At 41.4% G+C, this 25,319-nt stretch carries 13 protein-coding genes; all 13 read right to left on the reverse strand.

Annotated elements, in window-relative coordinates; all coding sequences use genetic code 11:
* Nucleotides 1–436: 436 nt before the first annotated feature.
* Nucleotides 437–1,840 (reverse strand): alkaline phosphatase, encoded by a 1,404-nt coding sequence (locus ACFSR6_RS07885; protein ID WP_379077280.1) that lies wholly within the window; start codon nt 1,838–1,840, stop codon nt 437–439.
* 8 nt (nt 1,841–1,848) lie between these two features.
* The gene (locus tag ACFSR6_RS07890; protein WP_379077283.1) at nt 1,849–2,913 is read right to left on the reverse strand and encodes a phosphatidylinositol-specific phospholipase C1-like protein; all 1,065 of its coding nucleotides are present in this window, start codon (nt 2,911–2,913) and stop codon (nt 1,849–1,851) included.
* Between the two features lie 21 nt (nt 2,914–2,934).
* Nucleotides 2,935–4,524, reverse strand: a complete 1,590-nt coding sequence (locus tag ACFSR6_RS07895; protein WP_379077286.1) for a RagB/SusD family nutrient uptake outer membrane protein — start codon at nt 4,522–4,524, stop codon at nt 2,935–2,937.
* Between the two features lie 12 nt (nt 4,525–4,536).
* Nucleotides 4,537–7,524 carry a SusC/RagA family TonB-linked outer membrane protein gene (locus ACFSR6_RS07900; RefSeq protein WP_379077289.1) on the reverse strand — a complete coding sequence of 996 codons (2,988 nt, stop codon included), beginning with the start codon at nt 7,522–7,524 and terminating at the stop codon, nt 4,537–4,539.
* A gap of 422 nt (nt 7,525–7,946) precedes the next feature.
* Nucleotides 7,947–10,433: a glycoside hydrolase family 31 protein gene (locus tag ACFSR6_RS07905; protein ID WP_379077292.1), complete on the reverse strand. Its 2,487-nt coding sequence runs from the start codon at nt 10,431–10,433 to the stop codon at nt 7,947–7,949.
* Between the two features lie 93 nt (nt 10,434–10,526).
* Nucleotides 10,527–13,181 (reverse strand): hypothetical protein, encoded by a 2,655-nt coding sequence (locus ACFSR6_RS07910; protein ID WP_379077295.1) that lies wholly within the window; start codon nt 13,179–13,181, stop codon nt 10,527–10,529.
* 147 nt (nt 13,182–13,328) lie between these two features.
* Complete coding sequence (locus ACFSR6_RS07915; RefSeq protein WP_379077297.1) at nt 13,329–15,782, reverse strand: glycoside hydrolase family 95 protein; 2,454 nt, start codon at nt 15,780–15,782, stop codon at nt 13,329–13,331.
* 227 nt (nt 15,783–16,009) lie between these two features.
* The gene (locus tag ACFSR6_RS07920) at nt 16,010–17,620 is read right to left on the reverse strand and encodes a glycoside hydrolase family 43 protein (protein WP_379077300.1); all 1,611 of its coding nucleotides are present in this window, start codon (nt 17,618–17,620) and stop codon (nt 16,010–16,012) included.
* Between the two features lie 256 nt (nt 17,621–17,876).
* On the reverse strand, nt 17,877–19,454 hold the full coding sequence (locus ACFSR6_RS07925; RefSeq protein ID WP_379077303.1) for a DUF5013 domain-containing protein: 1,578 nt from the start codon (nt 19,452–19,454) through the stop codon (nt 17,877–17,879).
* Between the two features lie 11 nt (nt 19,455–19,465).
* Nucleotides 19,466–21,337, reverse strand: coding sequence for a LamG-like jellyroll fold domain-containing protein (locus tag ACFSR6_RS07930; RefSeq protein WP_379077306.1), 1,872 nt, complete (start codon nt 21,335–21,337; stop codon nt 19,466–19,468).
* A 24-nt stretch (nt 21,338–21,361) separates the two neighbouring features.
* Nucleotides 21,362–23,011, reverse strand: a complete 1,650-nt coding sequence (locus ACFSR6_RS07935) for a DUF5008 domain-containing protein (protein ID WP_379077309.1) — start codon at nt 23,009–23,011, stop codon at nt 21,362–21,364.
* Nucleotides 23,012–23,021: 10 nt separating this feature from the next.
* Entirely contained in the window at nt 23,022–23,726 is a 705-nt protein-coding gene (locus ACFSR6_RS07940; protein ID WP_379077311.1) for a hypothetical protein, read from the reverse strand.
* Between the two features lie 17 nt (nt 23,727–23,743).
* A complete protein-coding gene (locus tag ACFSR6_RS07945) occupies nt 23,744–25,312 on the reverse strand; it encodes a RagB/SusD family nutrient uptake outer membrane protein (protein ID WP_379077313.1) in 1,569 nt (522 codons plus the stop codon).
* Nucleotides 25,313–25,319 lie beyond the last annotated feature (7 nt).

Below are 25,319 nucleotides of genomic sequence, written 5' to 3' on the forward strand. Positions count from 1 at the left end.
ATCGGACAACTTAAGTTACGAATCTACTCAAAAAATCCTTCTTGCAATAGTCAACAGCAAATTTCGGGGAGGTATTTTTACCGCTGTTAAGCCGCTTGAATTTTGTGAAGTTGAGTCCAGTCTGTACTAAGACTGACGAAGTATGAAAAGGCTTTAACTGCTGTTTTTTTACTCAACAGGCTACCATTGAAAGCGTTATAAAAGAATCGTCATTTCGACTGGAGCCAGCCGGCTTTGCCGGCAGCGAATGGAGAACCACGAAGTGCCCAGCGAAGTTAAATCTATAAAGACAGATTTCTCGACTGCGTTGCACTCCGCTCGAAATGACGATCCCGGAGAAGGCTTTCACTCATATTGATTTTTATAAAATAAATTCAAGATGACATTTGGCATTTATAAGAAAGCCCCTGGTTATTTGATTAACTTGCTAATAAGATCAGGCTTTTACTAAAAAAGCTTCGGGCATTTCTGCCGCTTTAAGCATGAAATTATGTAACTCGTAGTTTTTAACAAAAGGTTTTAGATTTTCTGAACCCGGACCAAACATCGCTAATTCAACATAATCTCCGGTATGGTTCATACCAGCCCATTGTACATCTGTATATTTACCTAAAATTTTACCGTATTCGTAAAACGGCAGGTTCGATTCGTTATAAAGCTGCCCCTGAGCAATATCTTTAAAATGAACCAATAGTGATTTTACATCTTCTGGTTTCATTTCAAAACCTTGGTTTTCTTTTATCAGATCGATTATTTTTTGTTCGCTAAATGATTGATTAAGCTGCCCCAAAAGCCAGGTATTACTGTGTTTAAAGTTTTGAAGGCTATCGAACTTTTTGTTGGCTTCATCCGCATAAAATAAACCTGGGTTCGAATTGCCATGATCTGTGGTGATGATTACTAACGTTTCGCCATCTTTTTCGGCAAACTCTATTACTTTTCCAACAGCTTCATCAAAGGCAAGCTGATCGAAAATTAAACCGCTCAAATCATTCGAATGTGCGGCCCAATCTACTTTACCACCTTCAACCTGTAATGCAAAACCATCTTTATGATCTTTCATGAGTTCTATCGCTTTCATGGTCATCTCTGCCAAACTCGGTGTAGATTTGATTAGCTCCTGATCATGTAACCTGTCTACCTCGTAAGGCATTCCGTCTTCTGCAAACAATCCCAAAACCGGCTTTGATTTATCTAACGCTAACATTTCAGCCCTGTTTTCTGCAATTTTGTAGCCTTGGGTCAAATATTTTGGAATCAGGTTTCCGCCTGGCCTTTTCGCTCCGAAATATTGGTGTCCACCTCCCATCATCACATCAAATTTTAACCCGAGATACATTTCTGCAATGATATCCTGTCCACCACGATTATCAATATTTACACAAAATCCTGCAGGCGTTGCATGCGTAATGGGTACAGTGGTTACACAACCTACCTTTTTACCTCTTTCTTTAAACTTTTGAAAAATTGGCTGAGGTTTTTCACCGTTAATACCCACGTTTAAAGAACCGTTTTTAACACGCACGCCACCACCCCATGATGAACTTGCCGCGGCAGAATCGGTAACCAAAGAGCTCGCCGAAGCGGTATCCATCAGTGCCCTTGCCACTTTATTATCCCTGTAAAGACCTAACCACTTACTGCTTCTGCCCAATATGCGGTTAGAATAGATATCGGCCATGTTCAGCGTTCCGGTACTCATCCCATCACTCACCATCATAATGATATTTTTAGCCTTTTTTCGTCCAGCTGTTGGCGAAGCCATCACCTCTTTTATACCTACAAAAGGCAAACCTAAACCGGTTAATAAGCCTCCTTTTAATAACGACCTTCTATTCATACCTGTACTTAATTTTTAAACAAGGGGTTTTCTCTAAAGTATTTTCCATCGGCAAAACTGATGGCATAATCTGATTTAAAGTGCGTACTCTTTTTATAATAATCTGTTGTAATAACCTGAGCGCCAGATTTACAGGCAGCTTCGAAATCGCTCCGGTCATTCATCCTGGCTTGCTTCGTATCTGCATCTGCCCTGGTTCTGATGATATAACCTTTCTTTACCAATTCAGGAATTTGTTCATCTTTTGGGTTATTTCTAATCATAAAACCTGCCTCAGGAGTTCCGGGTTCTGCATTGGCAAACATTACACGGCCTTTAAGTGAAGGATGCCCCTGTATGTACGTTGAGCGTTTTCTGTCTTTAGCATCCAGAACAAAAAGAAATTTACCTTTCGCTACACTAAGTTTCGGCCAGTTTTTTGCCAAAACAGCCTCTTCCAAAGTTTTGTATTTGCCCCTTACCTCATCCGGGCTTAAAATATGTTCTTTTCCTAAATTTTCGATAATCACAGCATCCAGCTTATCAAAAGTTTTACCGGTAAAAACCTCTGGCTGCGTAAACCCTGTACGCCTTATCGAGTCATCTTTAGCTTCTAAAGTGATGAAGATCGGCGTATGCTCCGGATTGGCTTCCGACCACTTTTTTAGCTGCTGCAATGCCGTAACCAAAGTTAGTGCTGAAGACCTGAAATCTAAATCCGGAATATGAAAGACCTTAAAACCCGGTTTATTCATTTCGCCAGCTTTATCGAATTCAGGTTGACCTTTTACCTGCTCAAGTCCAAATGGATGCGCATACTTGCCACCTTTCTCATCTGCATAAACATCGATTTCGAGATTTCTTAAACCCATATCCAATTGTTCTGGCATGGGGATGTGTTCATAATCCAAACTGTTTGCTGCTGCCAGGTCTTTTAATCTGACCACATTTAGCAGCTCCGGATTAATGGCTTGTTTATAGCTGTTATGCGAACCGATAACCTGTATCTGATTGATGGGCAAATCTTCCTTTTTAGCAATTAAAGCAATTGCCGGCAGCACCAACACTAAAACCAGGGAACTTGTTAATTTCATCAATGCTTTGATTTTATCTGGTTAATAACCAGGATTTTGTTTTAAATTGCTGTTAAGCTTTAATTCGTTGGCAGGAATCGGGTAGATTCTTCTGGTGATATCCTTATTCATGTTTAAGACATCATTTGGCAAAGGGTATTCTATTTCGAACTGTCCAAAACGGATCAGGTCATTTCTTCTCCAGGCCTCCCAACTAAATTCGCGTGCCCGCTCATCAAGTAAATTTTCCAAACTCACCTCACTTGCGGTTTCTGCACCTGCACGGGCCCTTATTTTATTTAACAATAAAAGTGGTGTTTGTAACTCGCCATTTACCGTAGTTGCAGATGCACCTCTCAAAATCGCTTCGGCTTTCATTAACATTACATCTGCAAGGCGTAATACAGGCATATCATTTCCATTAAGGCGGGTAGCCTGAATAGCATTTGGATCTGGCCAGTATTTTACCGAACGCACACCTTTTGCCTGATCAGCAACTGTGTTGCCTAAATCCATTGGTTTACCCGGTTTTAAAATAAGATCAGGAGTAATCTCAATCTGAGTTGTTGTTCCTGCAATATAAACAGGCTTTGTTAAATCAGGTTTGCGGTTTGCATCAGGCGCATACTGCTTACCTACCAGCCAGAAGGTTGTGCGAACATCGTTGTTTAAATTGAACCTTTTGAAGTATTCGGGTGTGGTACTCATCGAAATACTGAAACCCACATTTATACCATAAGCTGGCGCCAGCGCAGGATAGAAGCCAAATCTGGTCATTTGATTTCCTGGAATCTGCTGATCGTAAGGAATGGCAAATATCGTTTCATTAATCTGCGGACCATTATTTACATCAAAAATATCTGAATACTTGGCATCAAGAGCGTAATTATTGTTTTTCAATATATTATCGGCCATTGTTACAACATCAGTATACCTGGCACGGCCCGTGTAAACCTCGGCGTTTAAGTACATTTTTGCAAGTAACGCGTAAGCCATTGCCTGCGTCGGACGTCCATAAACCGCTACCTTATTATTGTTATCCTTAACTGGTAACTGCCCAACAACTGCCAAAAGCTCTTTTTCAATAAATTCAAAAACCTTTTCCCTGGGTTGGTTACCCGGAAGAGCGCTTACAGGGAACGTGTCAATAATTGGCACATTGCCATATAAATCCATCATGAAGAAATAATACAATGCACGCATGGCCCTTACTTCTGCAATACTGCTGTTTTTAGTGGCCTGAGGCACTGAAGACTCATTTGTGAGGTTGATTAAACGGTTGCAGTTATTAATCCCCCCAAAACCCCACTGCCAGATGTCCCTTACATTGGGGTGATCAATTGTCCAGGTATGGTAATGGAGCTGACGGTATTGTCCGCCATCATCGAAATTCCCATCGCGGGCCGGTAATATAGCCGCATCGGTAGAGAGTTCCTGCATCCTCCAGTAAGGAACACCGAATGAAGAGGACAGGTTGGAATACATAGTACCAAAAAGTGAGGCATAATCTGAATTGGTGTGTGGAAAGTTTTCCTTAACATATTGAGATTCCACATCTACATCGAGCTTACTGCATGATTGAAAAACCAACAGGCAAGCTATTATATTGAACAGGATAATGTTTTTTTTCATCGTTATATTTTTTTAGAATGATGCACTTACACCAAAACTGAACGTTCTTGTTTTTGGATAATAATTATTGTTATCAATACCTGGTGTTAAACCACCGATATTAATTTCAGGGTCTAATCCGCTGTATTTTGTGATGACGAAAAGATTGTTTGCTGTAGCATATAACCTGATGGCTTTGATAGCAGGACTCTTAGGCTTTATGGTGTAACCTAAGGTTGCATTATCTAAACGCAGGTAAGAACCACTTTCCAGGAACCTGTCAGAAATCAGATAAGCATTGATATCGTTAAAAGATTCTCCCAAAGTAAACCTCGGAATATTCTGAAGTTTGGCATCTGCCGGATTATTCAAAGAAGCTTTTGTTGCATTTAGTATTTTGTTGCCCAATACTCCCCTAACCAAAAAGTTGAAATCCCAGTTTTTATAATTAAAACTGTTTGCCCATCCATAAATTAATTTTGGTTGCGCATCTCCCGCAATCTTCGCATCTGTTGTTAAAGGCTGTGTAGCAATCGTTTGCCCGGCAGCATTAATATAAGTGCTTACACCTGCAGCATTTTTCCCGGCATAATTCCAGAGATTAAAAGTTCCTAAAGCGTAACCCGGTTGGATAAGCTGGCTAAAATTACCCGACTGGCCTTTACCCCCAAGCTGGGCGGTCTGGATGGCTGCAATCTTATAAAAATCGTCAGACAAGGTTTCGACTTTATTTTTATTATGCGCCAGATTTGGAGAACTTACCCATTTAAAACTATCAGATTTGATTACGGTTGCATTCAATGAAAATTCTACCCCTGTATTTCTGATTTTACCAACATTGGCGGTTATGGTAGGTAAGAAAAACTGCGTAGTAGATACTTCATATCTGTCGTATATCAGGTCAGAAGTCTGTTTTATGTAAAAGTCAACAGAGCCCGTTAGCCTGTTATTAAAAAGTCCGAAATCTAAACCAATATTACTTGTTGCTGTACTTTCCCATTTTAGATTGGGGTTTTCATTACGAACGGGCCCAATGGCATTGCTGATGTTGCCATTGTTAAGAAATTTGTTGCTCCCAGAAAGTGTACCATAAATAAGCAGTGAGGAGAACGCATCAAATCCTAAGCTGTTACCAGAAACCCCATAACCTGCGCGGAGTTTTAAATCGCTGATTGCTGGCAATGATTTCATGAATTCCTCTCCTATAATTCTCCAGCCGGCAGAAACAGCCGGGAACAATCCCCAGCGGTTATTACGGCCAAAAGCAGATGAGCCATCATCTCTTAATGAAGCCTGGAACAGGTATTTTTCATTATAATTGTACTGTACCCTGCCATAATAGGAAATTAACCTCAGGGTAGAAATTGGTGCATTATTAAAAGCAATCTGCGAAAGTAAAGTCGGGTTTGATAAAAAGAGGTTATTATAACCTAAATTATCATTTGAAAAATTCTGGGTTGTAACTCCAAAACCATCATTTGTTCTGTCTTCCTGCCAAGAGTAACCTGCCAATAATTTTAAGCTATGCTTGCCTATCGATTTATCATAATTAAAGTAACCTTCTAAAACCTGGCTTTTATTAAGTGCATCAATTTTTTGTGCCTGCCCGTTTACGCCGCGTGCCAATCCCGATTGGCTGTTTAAATAGGTACTGTAATTGTTTTGATCGCGCTGTGAAGATACACTGGCCGTAAATTTCAAGCCTTCCAGGATGTCTAATTGGGCCATCCCGTTAATAAGGGTCTTGTTGTTAAGGTTATCAATTTTGTTATTGTCTACAACCGATAGTGGATTTCTTGTTCCGCTTCCGGTACGGTTATAGTTTTCTTTGTAAGAACCATCTGCATTAAAGGGACTAACCGTTGGAAGATAAAAAAGCATATTTGGTAAAGCCGTCGACTGATAGATATCAGTGCTTTTTGAATTGCTATTGGTAATGGTTAAGCCTAGTTTTAACTTATCATTGAAAAATTTTTGATTTAAATAAGCCCTAACAATTGTTCTTTTTAGGGATGTATTTTTCAAAATACCTTTATTATCCAGGTAGTTTACGCTTGCGCCATAGTCAGAAGATTGTCCGCCTCCTCCATAAGAAAGATTATGATTTGTGGAATACCCGGTTCTTTCGAGTAAAGATTGCCAATTGGTATCTGAGCCGTCATCATCAGCAGCATTCAATACCTGCTTATTATCAGCAAGGTACTGCCTCAGTTCAGGAGCAGAAAGCATATCGTATTTTCTGGATACTTTTTCAACAGCCGCATAACCGCTATAAGCCAGGCGTGCCTGGCCATTTTTTGAGCGTTTGGTTGTTACAATGATTACACCATTAGCTGCTCTTGAACCGTAAATAGCGGTCGAAGAAGCATCTTTTAAAATATCAATATTTTCGATATCGGAAGGTGCCAGTAAATCAATTGAGGCACCCGGCACACCATCAATTACATAAAATGGCTCTTGCGCAGCCCCCTCCCTCAATGTAGACGGACCACGCAGAATAGTAGATGGTTTAGCATTCGGATCGCCACTTTTAGTTACATTCAAACCCGAAACCTTTCCCTGTAGTAGTTGGGCAGGATTTACCATTACGCCCTGGTTAAACTCTTCAGATTTAATGGAGGTTACCGCACCGGTTACGTCTTTTTTATTTGCCGTACCGTAACCAATTACCACAACCTCTTTCAATTTTTGATTGTCTGGCAAAAGCGTTATGTTAATTCGCGTTTGATTACCAACAGGCACTTCCTTTGATATACAACCCATCATAGAAAAAACCAACACATTGGATGGTTTTACAGAAATAGTATAGTCTCCATCGGTATTCGTTGAAGTTCCGCCGGCAGCACCTTTTATTCTTATGGTTACACCAGGCATCGGCTGGTTCATCTCATCAACAACCCTACCGCTGATGTTCCGGGTGTTTTGTGCCATTACATTTATTGACAAAAGCATAAGCATAATCAATAAACAACGCAGCCTGCCTACCTCAGTGAAGTAAATCAGTTTGTAAATTTTTTTCATGAAAAATAATTTATAGTTGGTTTGTATTAGTGGGAACGGCTCGTAAATGGGCCAAAGTCTCCTGACTAATTTGCCACAAAGATGCGCCTGGTTAGTTAGGAATTTATGATGTAAAAAATACAGAATTGTTAAATTCGAGCCCGAAAAGGCAATGGAATGTTAAGGAAACAACCATTAAACTTCACGTTGAAAATTTTTAATTTAACATGAAGTTTAACAATTATCTGCAGATCAAAATATTTCTATTTTTATAAGAATAGTTGGTTCATTAATAGCCAACTTTAATTGTTGTACCATTTAAATCTGCCATTACCGGGCCTTAGAAACCAGATGCATACAGATAAGATGCGCGGTATATTGGTAAACGGACAAAACTTAAAAGCGTAAAGTATTGCTAAGAATACGGTATCACGATCGTTCCGCTATAAAGATATTACCAGCTCCTTCCCTTCATAAACCAACTGCTTTCCGGTAAATTCTCCATCGCCAAGGCCTTTATTTTTCTCGACAAGCACGATATTCATTTTCCTTGAAGCGATCATTCCGTCATATGATCCCCGGCGTTTAGATATGCGGAATTCGCGGCGGTCATCATTCCAGGACAGGTCATAGCTTGCCGTTTTACCTTTTTGGTAGTCGTAAGTGGTACCGTCATCCTCATAAATGGTAAACGTACCATTTTTGCCCGGATAGATCCTGATTTCAAGAGGTGCATCCGGTTTTTCGCCCACATATTGCTGGTCGGGTCCTAAGGGAATAATTGAACCCGCTTTAACGAAAACAGGGATATAATCTAATGGGCTGGCCGCATCAATAGATGTACCGCCTTTATATTTCCTGCCACTCCAGAAATCGGTCCACAATGTTCCCTCAGGAAGGTATACTGCCCTGCTTTTTATGCTCTTATCGTTTGGCGATGATGAGCCTTTTCCGGTATATTGAGGATCAGTTACCGGGCATATTAAAAAGGCATTACCAAACATGAACTCATCTTTGATATCTTTCACCTTTTTATCTTTACGGAAATCGAAAAGCAGTGTCCTGGTCATGGTATAATCCATTTTGTTCACCATTGCGGCAATTGAGTAGGTATATGGCAGAAGCCTGTACCTAAGTTTTATCTGTTTAAGTATAGCATCATAAAATACATTTCCTGGTTGACCAAATTGCCATGGCTCCCTGGCAAAATCGGTACCATGGCTCCTCATCACTGGTAACCAGCAGGCATATTGCAAATTCCTCACATAAAATTCGCGGTACGCATCGTCTGATGGACCGTTTGGAAAGTCGCCGTTCGAGAACCACGTTTTGCTTGGCCTAACAAAGAATGCCCCGGCATCTATCGTCCAGTAAGGAGAGCCCGTAGTCATATAGTTTAGTCCGCCGGAAATCCAGCTCTTAAAATCGTTCCAGGTTGCTTTGGTATCCCCATTCCATACAATTGTCCCGTACCGCTGCATTCCCGGATAGGATGCTCTTGTAAGGTTCACCACACGTTTGGTACTCGAGGTTAATCTTTGGTTTTCATAGATACCCATTGCATGATGTAAAGAAAACAGATTTACCCTGAGGTCTCCAAGCAAATCGGCCATCACCTGAACGTTTTTTTGAAAACGGACGAGGGGATTGCCGGCAATATCATTAGCCTTGCCCGACCAATCGTAATCAACAGGTTCAGAAGAGTCGGCCCACCAGCAATCAACCCCTTTTGAAAATAAATTCTTGTTCACGTACTGGTCCCAATACATCTTTCTCGCCGCCGGATTAAAGGCATCGTATATTTTTCGCCCCAGAACATAACCATTTGCCGACATCTCTTTTTCTTCCTCTGCAGCTACCTGTGGCCAGATGGACAGCATGAAATGTGCTTTTTTTTCATGAATGTTACTGATCATTTTTTCCGGCTCGGGGAACTTGGCCTCATCAAATTTCTTATAGCCCCATAAATTTCCCTTCCAGTATTGCCAGTCCTGTACAATTACATCAAGGGGGATATTATTATTTCTAAACCTGGTTAAAACACTATCCAGGTCATGAACATTTCTATAGCGTTCTTTAGACTGTATGTAACCGAACATGAATTTTGGAGGTATTTCTACCTTTCCGGTTAAGGTACGGAATTGGTGAATAATCTGGTCGAATTCAGGACCGTACATAAAATAATAATCGATCTGATTTACAGCCAGCATTTCCATACCGTGCTTTTCAGGTTCATCCCTGAATATCATGGCCGAACCGGCATCAAACAATAATCCATACCCCAGGTCAGACATTAAAACCGGCATGCTTTTTTTAAGGTTATGCTCATAGAGATATTGCCTGGTCCCTCTCAAATTCATCAGGTTTTCCTGATGGGAGCCCAAACCATATAAGGCCTCTCCGGGCTGCCAGGTAAAGTTCTGTTCAGCATGCCATGCAGATCCTACCTTTTCCTTATTGGTGATATTAGCCTGAACCTGGTCTCCGTTCGCGGTTTTCTCAACCTTACTCACCGCATCATTATAGTTTGATTTAAGCAATTCTACCTTCTCAAAACTGCGGGGTTTTTGCTGATCCTCCTGTAAAAGTGTATTCCCTTTGCTATCGTAATAAGATATACTTCCGGTAGTCAAAAATACCCTAACCTCGAGCTGTTTGGATTTAAGGCTTACAAAATTGCCAGCGCTTGCGAAATCGACTTTAACATTTCTTTCAGGCAATGGTATACATACATCAGTTTCATTACTTTTAAAGTCGCCATCCGGAACACTCCTTACCCTAACAATTGCCTGATCTACAAACTCAACCTTAAGTATCTTACTTCCCGAACGCAGCACTAATCCGTTGGAGATCTTAGTAGCCTTAAAGGCTGATTGCGCAAAAGCGACTGTAGGCCCAAGAGAAAATGTCAGTAAGTATATTATTGCCAATGCAGAAAATTTTAATCTGGCGTTTACATTCATACGTATCAATCTGTCAGTTTATGTGTTATTCTGAAAATATAATCAATTAAAAAAATCAGGCTATTTTGTTACTTTGTACCGGTATACACTGTGCAACATATTACCGTCGGGTGTTATTCCTTCTATTGTTATCCTAAAGTTTCCGGTAGCATCAGAGTTATAGTATTTAATGGGCACATTTCCTGTAGCGGAAGTCACCACCGACGGGTTCCAGTAAACAGTAGACCTGAAATCGGGTTTTTGACCTTTCGAAAGGGTATTGTATTTTGGCACATAAAAATCCTTTACCTTGCTAAATCCAACCGGTTCGAATAATCGTGTACTTAAATTTAACCTTCCGCCCGATAAACTGCCGCCCCGGGTGGTAACCACTATTACACCACGGCTTTGCGCACCATACATGGTGGTATAATTATCGTTTCTTAAAATTTCAATCGACTCTATATCCTGCGGATTTTCGATATTTTGATCGAGGTACACAGGGTAGTCTTGCAGTTCGACCTGCATACCATTCCAGTAGAGCAGCATTGGTCGCGCATCAGGTCCGCCCCGTGCCAAAAATGGCGCCATTACAACTCCAAAATCGGTTTGAACACTTTTGAAAATAACCCCACTGATCAGGCCGGCCAGACATATAGATAAATTTGCACAAGATTTAAGCTGATCGCCAACAACTACCTGGTCTGCTCTTCCTGCACCGTTGTAATTGGCTGAACGTGACATTTGCTGTTTAGACTTTACCACAACATCTTTCAGCTGTATTCCTGTATGGTTTCCGGCTTTTTCCTGCAGCTCTTTTTGTGAATTGAATATATCGTTATAATGGTAGGCTCCAACGGAATGGTGAAGTAAATAATCGTAAGATTCGTCGGTAAGCGGATGGTACCCGGGTATAGAATCAATTTCAACCGCCAATCTTCTTTTTTTGTCTGGAGCACTGGCTTTAAAAGTAATTTTAACACTATCAGTCAGTAAAAATGGAGGAAAAGAAAACCTGCCCGATTGGTCGGTTTTGGTTTGCTGGAAAAGTTTCGCCTTCAACGACAGGATGGTAATATCGGCTCCGGCATAAGCTTTTCCGAATAATGTTTTTGCAGATCCGCTAAAAACCGTTTCAAGCGCCTCGGGGCTGTAAAGCGGCTCCTGTTTATTGTTTAGGTTTTTCCATGAAAAACTCCTGTATCCCTGGCTGCGCAACAGCAGATCAAGCTCAGCTTTCTTTTTGTCGTTAATATCATGGAAGTAGTAGTTTGGGTGTTCAATGTAACCTTTAACATCAGAACTCAGCAATAATGAGCTTAAAATAGTTTGCTCATCATCTTCGCTGCCAGTCTGCAGCCTCTCGTCTGTTACGGATACAGCGTAGCTCCCAACAACCGCCTGGTTACCCACTTCGCTTTGCATGCCGAGGTCTACCATTTCGCGGGGCTTAAAACTTTCTTTTAAGTTAGAAAGCTTTATCGAAGAATTTACTTTCGGGTAATTAAACACAAGCCGTTCAGCAACAGGCTCATACCGATCTGAAAATAGTGTAAGCTGGGTTATGCCCGTGGGTAAGTCGCTGCAGGGGATTTTAAATGACAACAGCGGCCCGTTTAGGGTAAAATCTTTCTTTATAACCAATTCATTTCCGGCAACACCAGTCAAATGCCAAACAGATTTTAGTGCATGTACTGATGAGGAAGCCTGGATGCGTAACGTAATCGTATCGGAACTATTGGTATAGGCCGAAAAGATGGCACCATTGCGGGAGGCGGCCGGTAAGTTAACTTTTGTCGAAAAACCATCTTTTATATCAGCAATAGCGGTATAAGTCCTGCCTGCTTCCGGAACGATTAAGAATTGGCCCATGCCGTAATGATCACAATTGAAGGTTGTAACCGTTACACCCTGGTCATCGACAATTTTTCCGGTAATATTTTTTCCGTAACCATCGGGGCCAACACATTTAACAGCCAGCCTCGATTGTAATCCTTCCACAAAAGTTCCGCCTTCGGCAAGGATTTGTATATCGAAATCTGAAGGTTGATTAATTGCTACCACTGTATTAACCTTTTCATCATCCGCTTCTGCTTCAACACTCACAAATTTTAAATGAGAAGTTGATTTAAAATGTAAACTTAAGTTTCCATTCCCATCAGTAGCAGACTTTCCGGTTTTTAAGGTATCGGCACCTTCGGTTATACTGTATTTAAACGATCTGTCGGCTATTGGCTCCCCCCCACGGTTGGTATACTTTAATTCAATCTTGTTTGATCCGTTCTCTGTACTTGAAGAAGCGATGACGGCAGAAACGATCTGAGCGGCTTTGGCACTTCCTATGTATATATTTTTTTGAAAAAAAGAAGTTGGATCGTTCCTCATCAGCCGCGTGTACGCGCGGATGCTGTAATCTCCATCAATTAAGGTAAGATCAGTAGGGAAACAACCTTTAGCAAGGCCGTTAACTATGGGAATTTTAACCTGGGAAATTTTACCCGACTGCGTAAAAAGCTCTACATATAAAGCTCCGCTGAGACGGGAAAGCCGATTACCTGAACCCGTAACGGTATAGGCGTTAAACCAAATCGTATCGCCCTTAGCATAAACAGTTCTATCCGTATGGATGTAAACTTTTTCCCTAACCCTTTTTTTCGTCCACCCTTCAAAATCATCTAGTGGAATAGTGCCTGATGACTGGGCGAACGAATCTTTTAGCCCCAGGAAAAAAAACATCCCAATGAATATATATCTCTTATATAAAGGGATAAAAGAGACGAATTGAAAAAGATTTACCGACTTCACGTTACAAGAATTTATTAAAAATTATGTTTCCACTACGAAGAGATTTAACCACCGGTTAAGGCTTGTTACCTGATTTTTCTACACCAGGCCTTTTATTTTATAAATCTTTCCCTTGCTGGTTAAAAACGTTGTGAGGTACCCATTTGCTGATTTTACAACTTTGGTTTTAACCCCTTCTACCTGAATCTGGTTGCTGGTTCTGATTACACAATTACCGCCATTTCCGGACTTAATTAATGCGGACTTTAATTTACCTGCAGTCCATTCCATATCGACAGTAAAAGCACCCCTGGCCTTTAGTCCGGAGATACTTCCATTTGCCCACGATGTTGGAAGCGCTGGCAGAAGATGTAACTCATCCAGCTGGCTTTGCAAAAGCATTTCGGTGATGCCGGATGTAGCGCCGAAATTTCCATCGATCTGAAATGGAGGATGGGCATCGAATAGGTTGGGGTATAAACCACCTCCTTTTGAGACACTTAAATCGCGCATTAAATCACGAACCAATTTATAAGCATGGTCACCATCAAGTAAACGGGCCCAGAAATTGATTTTCCAGGCAAGGCTCCAGCCGGTTCCTTCATCACCCCGTAATTCCAGTGTTTTTTTACTTGCTGTAGCGATGTCGGCGTTGATTAAAGGAGATATTTCACGTCCGGGATGTAAGCCATAAAGATGACTTACATGGCGGTGATGCGGTTCAACATCTCTCCAGTCTTTGTACCACTCTTGTAAGTTACCTGCCTTACCAATATGCAGTGGGTATAGTTTCTCTACCTTCGCTTTAAGCAGTTTTCTGAATTCAGGATCAATTTTTAATGCTTCGGAAGCCTCGATGCAGTTGCGAAAATGGTCACGCACGATCGACATGTCCATGGTTGTGGCTATAGAGGTATTGGCTTTTTTCCCTTTATCATCATAATATTCGTTTTCTGGCGAGAATGATGGAGCGGTAACCAGGTATCCATTTTTATCCTCTACCAGGTAATCCACTAAAAATTCTGCGGCACCTTTCATCACCGCATAAACCTTTTTCAAAAAGTCTTTATCCTGGGTAAAACGATAATGCTCATACAAATGCCGGCTTAGCCAAGGCGCAGCCATATACCAGTTTGCCCATTTCGGATCGCCCTTTCCTAAATTTCCTACCGGGTTACTTAAGGCCCATATATCGCTGTTGTGATGGGCGACCCAGCCTTTCATGTTATAAAAATCTTTAGCCGTTCCTTTACCCGTAACAGCCAAATTGTTGATGAACTCAAACAAGGGGTACTCCATTTCTTCCAGGTTACTGATGGCAGCAGGCCAATAGTTCATCTGGGTGTTAATGTTGATGGTATAATTTGAGCTCCATGGTGGTCTCATGGAGGCATTCCAGATGCCCTGGAGATTTGCCGGAGGGCCGCCGAGCCGCGAAGAACTGATCAGCAGGTACCTTCCATATTGATACAAAAGCGTTTCAAATGCCGGGTCGCTTATACCTTTACTAAACTCAATGAGGCGTTCATTTGTAGGAAGTTTCGCATTCGACGCCACACTGGCTGAACCCAACTTAAATTTAACGCGGTTAAAATAATGCGAATAATCTGCCAGATGCTCAGCAAAAAGCTCCTTCCATGGGCGCTTAATCGCAGCTGTCAGGTTATTGCTGCAAATTTTTATTTCATCTTTCCCCTCGCTTACCGGACACTTATCGAACCCGTTAAAACTGGTAGCTGCGCAAATAAACAATAACACTTCATCGGCATTTGCAACCTTCACACCTGAAGTATCCGATTTTACGCTTCCACCTTTCAAAACAGCTCTAAGCTGCATGGCTACCCGCATACCACGGCATTCTGCATCGTCATAGTTTACAGGTTTCGGATTATAGTTCACATAATTCGGATCAACCTGCGAGGGGGCTTTTCCTTTAAAAATAATACCATTGCTTCCATCTGCTGTTATGGCTCCCTTAAGCTGACTACTTACACTGGCAAAAAAACTGATCATGCCGGGCTTATCTGCACTTAAACGAATAACAATGGCTTTGCCCGGAGCAGTTGCTATGATTTCGCGTTTGTAAGTCACTCCGTTTGCCCTGAACTTAACGGATGCCAAACTTTGATCAATGGATAAGTCTCTTACATAATTCTCAAACTGACCGGGGCCAATATCCTGTTTCAATTTCAGGTCTGCCAAGGGTAGGTACGATTGAGAATAAACCCCCTGCATTTTCCTGATCTCGGTATTTGCTTCCTGGTAATTCTCATCTTTTAAAAGCAGCTCGCGGGTACGCATCACGTATTCAGGTGCTTTGGGATTTACATTTGCTTTTACCGGGCCTCCGCTCCATAAGGTGGCTTCATTAAGCTGTAGTAATTCATTAGACGGATCGCCATAAATCATAGCACCCAGCATTCCATTTCCAACAGGCAAAGCTTCAGTCCATTTTTTTGCGGGCGCATTATACCAGAGTAAGTCATTTTTCTGTCCAAAACATTGAAAGAACAGGTTGAAAAAAATTGTGAGGCAAAAGAAAAAACGAATCATAGGTTAATAGTTGTGTGTTTAATTTTAAAAACGGACTTCAGCGCCCGTATCTTCTTCAATATTGGATCAAAACAATGAGTTACATTAACTGGCCAGGTTGGTGCACTGCTTCCTGTTAACAGATATTAAAAATTATTGTATTTGGCGATCATTTAGCCTAAATAAAAACGGGCTAAAGCTTTAACTTTAAGCCCAGGTTTTATCATCCGGTCACCAATATTTATCTTTTATTTGGCATACTTGTAATTAAAATAGTCGATATCTACAAAGCCCTTATCGGCAAGTTTATTGTAATTAAAGATGCCGATTCGGTCGCCCCGGTAACTTCCCCAGGTTAACTGGGTAACATTGCCTATAGGCAAGAAATTCTTTCCATCTAAACTATAAAAGTAGCGGTTTTGGCCCTGGTAATCCCAGGTCGACCTCAGCCAAACCATGTTTTCTTTTATTTTTATTCCAGGTAATTCCTGCCCATCTGCATGGTACACCATCAACCTCTCCTCTCCTTGCTGTTTAATCCCGAGCATGCTCATCGTTGCTGTGGAGAAGTGAGTCAAACCCGCAAACTGTCCGTCAGCCATTCCGCTAATATCCAGTTTTACGGTAGCCTCATTAGCGCTTGTTCGCATACTCCGTTGCGTAATGGTATTACCGGCCCTTAATAATATTTTTTTCGGATCTTCAGGTTTTATCGGTTGAAAAGCCATCAGGCGAAGAAATCCTTTTCTTGCAGAAAGCGACCACCTGTCATTTCTCGGCTGGTAGTTCCACTCCCATTGCGGACGTAGCGCCACAGATGAAAAATCGTCGTCTGTCTGGATCTTTATAGCTGGATTAAGGGGAAGAGGTGCTTTTCCTGACCATACCATGTTTCCAATATTATCTTCGCCAACCTTACCGATTATAGGCCAGCCATCTACCCAGGTTACCGGTAATAAACTTGCGGCCCTTCCTTCCCAATCGCCGGAACCATGATGGGTGAAAAACCACCATTGCCCATTTTTCAGCTGCATAAGTCCGCCCTGGTTAGGCTCCCGGTCAATGTTCTTATTTACATGATTAATCTGCTTAATTTCCCACGGACCGGTAATCTTCTGTGACCTTTCCATCATCATTACACGGCCTTCGGCTTTTACTTCGCTAAAAAAATGATAATAAAGGCCATTAATCTTGTATAGTTTATTTGCCTCACTACCTGAAGATTGATGAATAATGGTATCGGTGTCCATACGCAGGCTCTTGCCATCCTGTGCCATCTTAAAAAGGTGGATATTGTACTTTTTATTGGTTTTAGGGTCCAGTTTAAAGTTTGTAGCTATAAAATAAAGCTGTCCGTCATCATCACAAAAAGAAGAACAATCGTCCCATCCCGATACGTTCCAAACCTGGTGTAACGGTTCCCAGGGTCCTTTGGCATCCTTTGCCGAGCTCATAAAAAATCCGTCGTCAGGACTGCCGAAATAGACCCAAAACTTATTTTTGTAATACCGGATGGAGCCTGCCCAGATCCCTCTGCCATAACTGTTCATTTTAGTCCAGTCCAAATTAGGGCTAATCCGGGTAAGATCAGCAGCCACATGGCCTGCAATTTCCCAGTTCACCAAATCTTTAGAGTGTAATACGACCATTCCGGGCGAAAACTGCATGGTTGACGATATGGCATAAAAATCATCACCAACGCGGATAGCATCTAAATCACTGTAATCGGCAGGTATAACTGGGTTGTAAAAGGTTCCATCCTTTTGCCCTCCCCAACTTTCCGTTTTCTGTGCAAAAACGGTGGCACTGAGCGTAACGAGCAAAAAGGTTTGGCATAAAAAATTAAGTGTAAATCTCATAAACATGTTAAGGTAATAGAGGATGCTATAAACTCATTGGTTTTTAAAGGGTTTTAACTAATTTACAATTCTGACTTCCAATTCGGGCATATTTTCTAAAAAATACATAGGGCCTGTTTAAAAATTAAATAAAATTATCTCGTATGTCAGTCTGAGCGTAGTTGAAGACCATTTCGGTGTATTAAAAATGCACTTCGACTACGCTCAATGTGGCAACAAAGGCCATTTATATTTGTTATAAAAAGTTAAACAAGCCCTAAGGATTTAATGTACGTGTTAGCGTTACCCCCGATATGTTAACGGCCTGGCTACCGGAAACCGTGGCAACAAAACCCATCGATACCGTAGCCGCGGCATTGAGGGTAAAGGTAAACGATTTGCTTCCTGATCCGTTTATGGCCACTCTTCCTACAAAGTTTGCGGGAGTTGTAGGAGCAGCAATATCAGGAATGGTTGTACCTATTGCGGCAACACTGTATGCTCCTTTGGTGTTATCGGTTGTCACACCACCACGCACGTTCGCATCAAACTTGTAGGTTCCTGCCGGCAATAAGACGGTTTGATAAATCTTGCCATTTGTAATATTTGGCGATGTTGGTGCCCCCCCTGGCTTTCCATAATCTGCAGCTATATAACCAGATTCGAACGCAATTTGGGTACTGTTGTTATTATCAAACGAACCGTACGAACCGTTCAGCTCATTTGTCAGGCTGTACGATTGGCGCGTATTTCCCTGGGCGTTAAACAGCCAACCCGAAAGCACACCCCATCTGCCCTGATTTGGATCTATTGTACTGGTTTTAAACGGCTGTGAGGTATTTTTCAGCACTTTTGTGATATCCGAAAAGATGCGCAGCGGATCTATTAAGTAAACCAGCGTACTTTTTGCAGCGTTAACCTGGTATTTTTCAGGATTGGATAAGGTAAATGCCACTGCAACCTTTGATGGGAATCTCGCAAAGATACTATCGATGTTAACCCTCATTTCAACAACGGTCGAATTCTTATAATCACCCAGGTCAACATCATTAAGATCCATGGCGGCATTAGTAAGAATAGCGGTGCCCGCCGGAAGCAATCCTTTTGCAAGCAATTTTTTTAGGGTATCGGCATTATAAGCAACTGATGTTTTAAAACCCCTGGAAGCTTTTCCGCCTAAATCTACCTGCGCTTTAATCGAGAAAGCATTATTATCAAAGCTTGCATTATTAGCGGTTAAATTAGGGGAAGTGAGTTGTGTTACTACCTGGTTTGGGTTGCTTACCGCGGAGGTAAATGATAAAAAATGTAACTCATCTATTTTAGCCACATCTGTAGTACTTAGTGTAAGCACTACAGACTTTTTACTTTCATCCAATTTTTGAGATTTTGACGGGTTGGCAAGCGTTATGGCAAAAACTAAATTTTTCCCATAATTCCGCTCAATAGCACTTGCAGAAACAGCTACATTAAAAGTTACATTTCTTGTCCCGAACCTCACTTCAACAGATTGAGGCATTGAAAAATCCGGGAAATTGATCACCGCACCATTGGCCACCGTTTGCGAAGTTGCCAGTTGTGGCTCGGGCTGGAGATTAACCGTAAAAGTAGAATTTGCCGGGTTTTCCAGCGCTATGCGAACCGGAAAAGTAATTCTATCGTCTCCTTTTGTCACATCAACAATATTTACGGCGTTAACCAGCGATGGATAGTCAAATTTAAGCACTCCGGGTGAGGAGCTCACCTCGTCAACAAATTTTTCCTGTTTACAAGAGTACAGAAAAGTAACTGTAAGTGTGAAAAAAGAACAAAAGAGGATTACTATTTTAATATGATTTTTATAAAACGTATTCATGTGGTTCAGGCTTAATTATTTAAAAATACTTTCCCATCCAAATTCCAGTTTTCTTTAATTGGAATACTTAGCCACGACAAGATTTGTGCGGTTATATCATCTGAGCCCGGTACTGTTGCCGATATATCGGGAAGTGAAATTGGGCAAACGATGTAAGTACTTTTTTCCCACAAGGTACTGTTTGCGAGTTCAGTACCCTTTACCAAAGGTGTACCTCCTTTGAGCACTTTAAAATCGTAATTACCATTCTCCGTTAATATTTCATTCTTAAACCTGCCTCCAGCTCCATCTCTGCAAGGCCAGTAGCTTGCAAGATAACTGTAATCCGGGTGAGAACTACTTACATAAGTATCGCACGCAAATTGCTTGATGGTCTCATCAGACAATGCTTTTCTCCAGATCCTAATATCAGACACATTCCCATCAAAGGGGTCTTTATTTTCGTCGGGAATATAACCTATAGTATAGGGTGCATTATAAGTATCAATCAAAGGCCACAGGGTCTCAGGAATTTCTGCTTTATTGTTAAAAATCCCATCGGTATACAAATAGACGAAACGCTTTGTGCCCTCAGTTCTGATTACAACAGCAAGCGCATGCCAGTTTCCATCGGCAATAATAACCTTCTTATCATCGGCATTTACCCCCAGCTCATTGGTACCTGCAGGTGTTGCGCCTCTGGCAAGTGAAAAACGCCAGGTCAGTTTTTCTATAGAAAGGCACCAGCCGGTACCCCCGGTATTGTTAAGCCTGGTCATCTTTCTGCCAAAGAAACTTGGCCATTGAAAAGTATAAGTGCCTATATTTTCCTTTGCGAAAGTGCCTATCGTGTTTTTGTTCTTTCGCACCTTCAATTCGATGGTAAAATCGCCATTACTACCGAAATTCAGTGGATTTACAGAGGACGATTTTAAAGCATCATCAAATCTAAGTTCAGCCCTGATTGCACCACTTTGCAGCGCGGCTTCAGATGCTACTCCCGTAGATGAATAAAAACGAACGAAGTTTCCGTCATAAACATTGCCGGTAAATGGTTTGTCTATTAGTTTTGACTGATACTTATCATTATAGAAAATAGTAAAGGTATTGGCCTTTGGATTTGAAAATATAGTATTATCATTCACCACACTTGCTGCCGCCCCTCCGCGGCTGGAAGTAATGATAACCATCCAGTTTTCCTTGCTATAATTCTTCCTATTTTTTAATGCATCCATGACCTGGCCAACATAAGTATCAAATTGCAGGATAGCATTTTTGTACTGTTGATTTGAACTCTCGTAAGCATTGGTGCTACCTGCAGTGTTTACACTTTTATACATACCCACTACCACACCGGCATTATCATTGGCCAACTCTTTCAAAACACCATTTTGAATTTCCGTATCACTATTATAGGTTACCCTCGAATCAACAGAAGCGTCGCTTGTAAAATTGTCTGTAAATGCATTGCTGTAAGAAAAGGTCGCTATTCTAACTTTCGCATTTGCCTCCTTAATCCGCTGAAATACTACCGGATACAAATTCAGCTTGTTATTGCCGAGTGTTGCACTTGTTACCTCGTGCTTAGCTTTTGATACCCCGGTAAACAGGTCTGCCCATGTGGTTGCCTCATCATAACCTTCATCGCTTACGGAGTAATATGAAAAGGTTGATTTTTTTAGCAGGTTGGTCATATTAGGGGGCGCTACTTCTTTTAAAGCCACCCCACGCAATCCATCCACAACCAAAACCAACACTTTCCTTGCTTTCGGACTATTGAAAGTAGTATCGTTTATAACTAAAGGGGCTACCTTGTCAAAATCACTTTGGCAGGAACTTCCCAATATGGCTATCATCCAAAAGCAGAATAGCCTTACCATTACCGTTGTAAAATTCTTTTTCATAATTTTAATCAATACTTAGTTTAATTAATCTTCAAGCACTAAACCTTTGATATTTTGAACAGCTTGTGAATCGAATTTTCTAAACGAGCCAAGCAAAACGATGCTTCGCTTATTATCTTTATTTCGCTCCTCTAGCACCCTGTTAATCGTTCCTGTTAACTCGCCCAACGTGTTGTAACCTTGAGCCAAACTACCTTGCGGCGATAAAATCATAAATCCTGCGCGACGCACATTGTTATATTTTTTAAAGTTACCCGACACGACAATCAAACCGTTAGACAACTGCTGTGCAAACGATGGATAGCCGCTATCAAAATTTCCTGAAACAAAAGTATCATCAATTGATCCGTCGGCTTTGAGCACTAAAATGTTCTGAATAGAACGGTTGTTAAATGAACTAAAAACACCAGTGAGTACAAATCTTTGCGTAGTACTGTTCCAGTTAATGCTGGTGATGTAGCCTGTAGCACCTTTACCCACCTGGAAAGAATCGTCAACTGTTCCGTCTGCATTAAGCCTAACAATCCCCCCTGCTGCCTTATTATCAAATTTTGAAAACGCCCCTACCAATACCAACTTACCATCTGCCTGCATTACGGCATCTAAAATATTTCCATTACCTCCATCAAGGGTAGTCCCTCCTGAAAAATGGTAAGTGTTGTCGAGCCCCCCATCCAATTTAAACCGTACTACCTGCCTGATCGGAATAGAATCCCGGACAAGACTATCCCTATAGCCGGTTAAGGTTGTATTTCCAGACGTATAGGTAAACGTTCTGCCCACATCGTACCGGTGGGAGACATAATATTTGAATCCTCCAACGGCAATTATTCCGTTGTTAAAGTAAAAAATCCGCTTAATCGGGGCATCTGTTCCTCCATTGAAAACGGGAACAGTAAGTTTTGGATAAGTTGCACCACCATTCTTCGATGAGTAGGTATCAACCTGCTTGAGGTCAATTGCTCCAAGAGCAGTAAGCCTTGTGATGTTTTTAACAGGTCCCCTCAGATCAAATGCAGACATATTTCCAGCAACGAAAATATTGGCATCGTTCGGGCTCGAGGTAACGGCACTGAGGTAACCACTAACTACCCCGGTACCCAATTGCAATGTTCGCTGAACCTCCCCTTCGTAAGTAGTCTCTGCTATTTTTTTGATGGCCAAAACAATTCCTTTTTCATTAAAGTCGGTAAATTCTCCTACCATCAGGTATTTTCCCGTCTTCAACTTATAGGCATCATAAATGGTGTTATTGGCGCCTATTTTTGCCTTGAAATAGGGATCATCAGATATTTTGCCAAAAACCTTAAACTGCGGACCAAAAAAGATCTGGTCGCCAATTTGTATAGAAGTTGAGCCCGAACTCCCCGCAGCAGGAACTTTAACTTTTACTACATCGCCGGCAATCGACACAATTTCGGCTTCTTCGCCGCTAAACTGGAAACGAAGTTGTGTTTTATATTGTTCGGCACCGACAACACTTACCGTTACCACATCATTGGCACTGCCTTGTGTAGGCTCGATAAAACTAGCCGTGTTAAATTTTAGCCCCAAAGGCAATTTACCGCCCGAATAGGGGTTTTCAAATTCTTTAACTTCATCCTTGCAGCCAGCGAGCAACAATAACGAAAGGCTACAGGCAGTAAACCAAATTTTTATTTTAAAAACTGACATATTTTTTGAATTACTTGGTTAATAATACGTCCTGGATTAAATTTTGAGGATCGGCTCCAAATGGAAAATCTGTGCTCAGAACATGCACTACAGCGTGCTTTGGCTGCACATCAGAAGAAGTAATGGGGATACTGACCCAATTATCTAAAGGTTGTGATATATTCGGTATATACGACAGCAGTAATTGCCTGTAACCCGTGTACTTTACCCCGCCGGCATCGGCATATCTTACACCAATATTAAATACATCCCCACTGTAAGCTATATAATTCTGGCCCGGAAATATGGCTTTTGCACCAACATCTATTTGTGGATAATCGTTAAGCTTGTTCGCTCCCTTAAAAATATAGTTTGAAAGATACCTGCGCCAAATCAGTCCATCTATATCAGTAAGGGTTTTCACCGTATCTTTTCCGTAGATAAATAGTGTTGAATTGACTTGTTTGATCAACAAAGCAACAGCGTAATCCTGCGGGGCAAAAAAGGTAAGGGTATCTTCGTTAAACTGGCGTTCCATACCGGCGATTTTAATGATGTTGACAATCGTGTCAAAGCTTCTCGGATTTGACTTCAGGTATTCCAAAGTAGTTCCCGGAAAAATAGGATTGGATTTACCCCCATCAAAATAGTATTGATCTTTTTTGCAGGCAAAAAATAGCAAGCAAGAAAATAATACTAACAGCCAGGGGATTGATATTTTTCTAAAATAGTTCATTGTGAAAATATAAATTGTTAGAACCAATAATCATTTAAGGTCATAAAAGGGTTTCTGTCACGGGCAGCCGGATCAATTGGCCATGTCCATGCGCCCCTGTTAAACTGATCAACCGATAGTGGATTTGAGCTCCATTTCGGATCGAGAATTCGTTTTGTCCGTACCAGGTCGAAGAAACGGTAACCCTCACCGAGCAGTTCGCGCCCTCTTTCTTTAAATATCTCATCTTTCAGATCCTGACCTACCAATCCAGATAAAGCGGTCGCATTGGCCCTCATCCGCACCATATTCACTATAGAAGTGGCCTCTCCATCCCTTCCTAAGTTGGCAAGGGCTTCAGCCTGGAGTAATACGGCATCAGCATACCTAAAAAGCACAAGCCCCCAATCGGGAAAGCCCAGCACCGATACCGGTCCTTCAAATTTAGATAAGGCAAAACGCCCGTTTTCCTGGTCTCTGTTTTGAATCATATCTGCGCGGTAATCGCTCACGTTACCGAACAGAAAATCGATATATGCCTTTTTATAGTGCAAATGCGTTGTTGTTCCGTTTTCTTCGTGCTTGGTTAAAACAACCGGCTCGCCCGGAAATGCCGATTTATAAAAAAGATTGGAACCCGATGCAAAGGCAGAACTTTCCTTTAATTCAATTAAACTTTCACTGGTTCCTCCAAGGAATATCCGGCTCGTTTCTTCAATTGGAATGAGCGTATGCTGGTTACTCTGAATCAGTTCATTGCCTAAAGCAGCTGTTTTTTCATAATAGCCGTTTTTGTTTGCTTCATCAAATCCGGCATTCCACATATACATGTTCATGAGTAGTGAGATTGCGCCACCCCTGTTTGCCCGTACGCCATTTAATGCCGGATCATCATATTTCCATGGAAGGTTATTTTTTAACGGTTCCAGTTCGGCGATACATTTGTTTAGTACGCTGACAAATTTCTCCCTGCCCAATGGTGTGGAGTGATTTGCATCGGTATAATAGGCAACATCGCCATAAATTCTAACCATGATAAAGTAAGTGAGGCACCTGATAAATACAGCTTCGGCTAGGTACCGTTGTTTATCACTATCGCTTAAGCCCGGAATACCTTTGTTCACCTCCTCATACATGATATTGGCTTCCTGAATAACCCTGTAAAAATCCGTCCAGTTGGTATTAACCACGAAATTAAAAGCCAGCACCGTATTAAATGTTCTGGGCGATGCACCGTTAGTTAGCCATGGTGAGTTAGGTGCTATTCCGTAAACTACCGCCTTCATATCATTTTTAGCCAGGTAATCGTAAACTACCCTCCGGTTCTGGTCATTGGATTGAAAACTTGTTACGCCCGCAACCGCTGTATTAGACCTAATCTCTCCAAGCCTGAATTCGCCTGCAGCCGGCCAAAAACAAGAATTAGACAGTTTATCCCAAAGCCTTGCATAAATATCAATGGTAAATGCTTCCACATCTGCACCTGTTTTCCAGTAGCGATTTCCGGAGAACCTTTCTATCGATTCAACCTCAAGAAACTTCTTGCAACCTGTGCCGGTTAACACCAGTGCAAGAATTAAATAAAATCGTATATTTTTAATGTTCATGTTCGTA

It is taken from the genome of Pedobacter vanadiisoli (assembly GCF_042684385.1).
Lineage (GTDB): Bacteria > Bacteroidota > Bacteroidia > Sphingobacteriales > Sphingobacteriaceae > Pedobacter > Pedobacter vanadiisoli.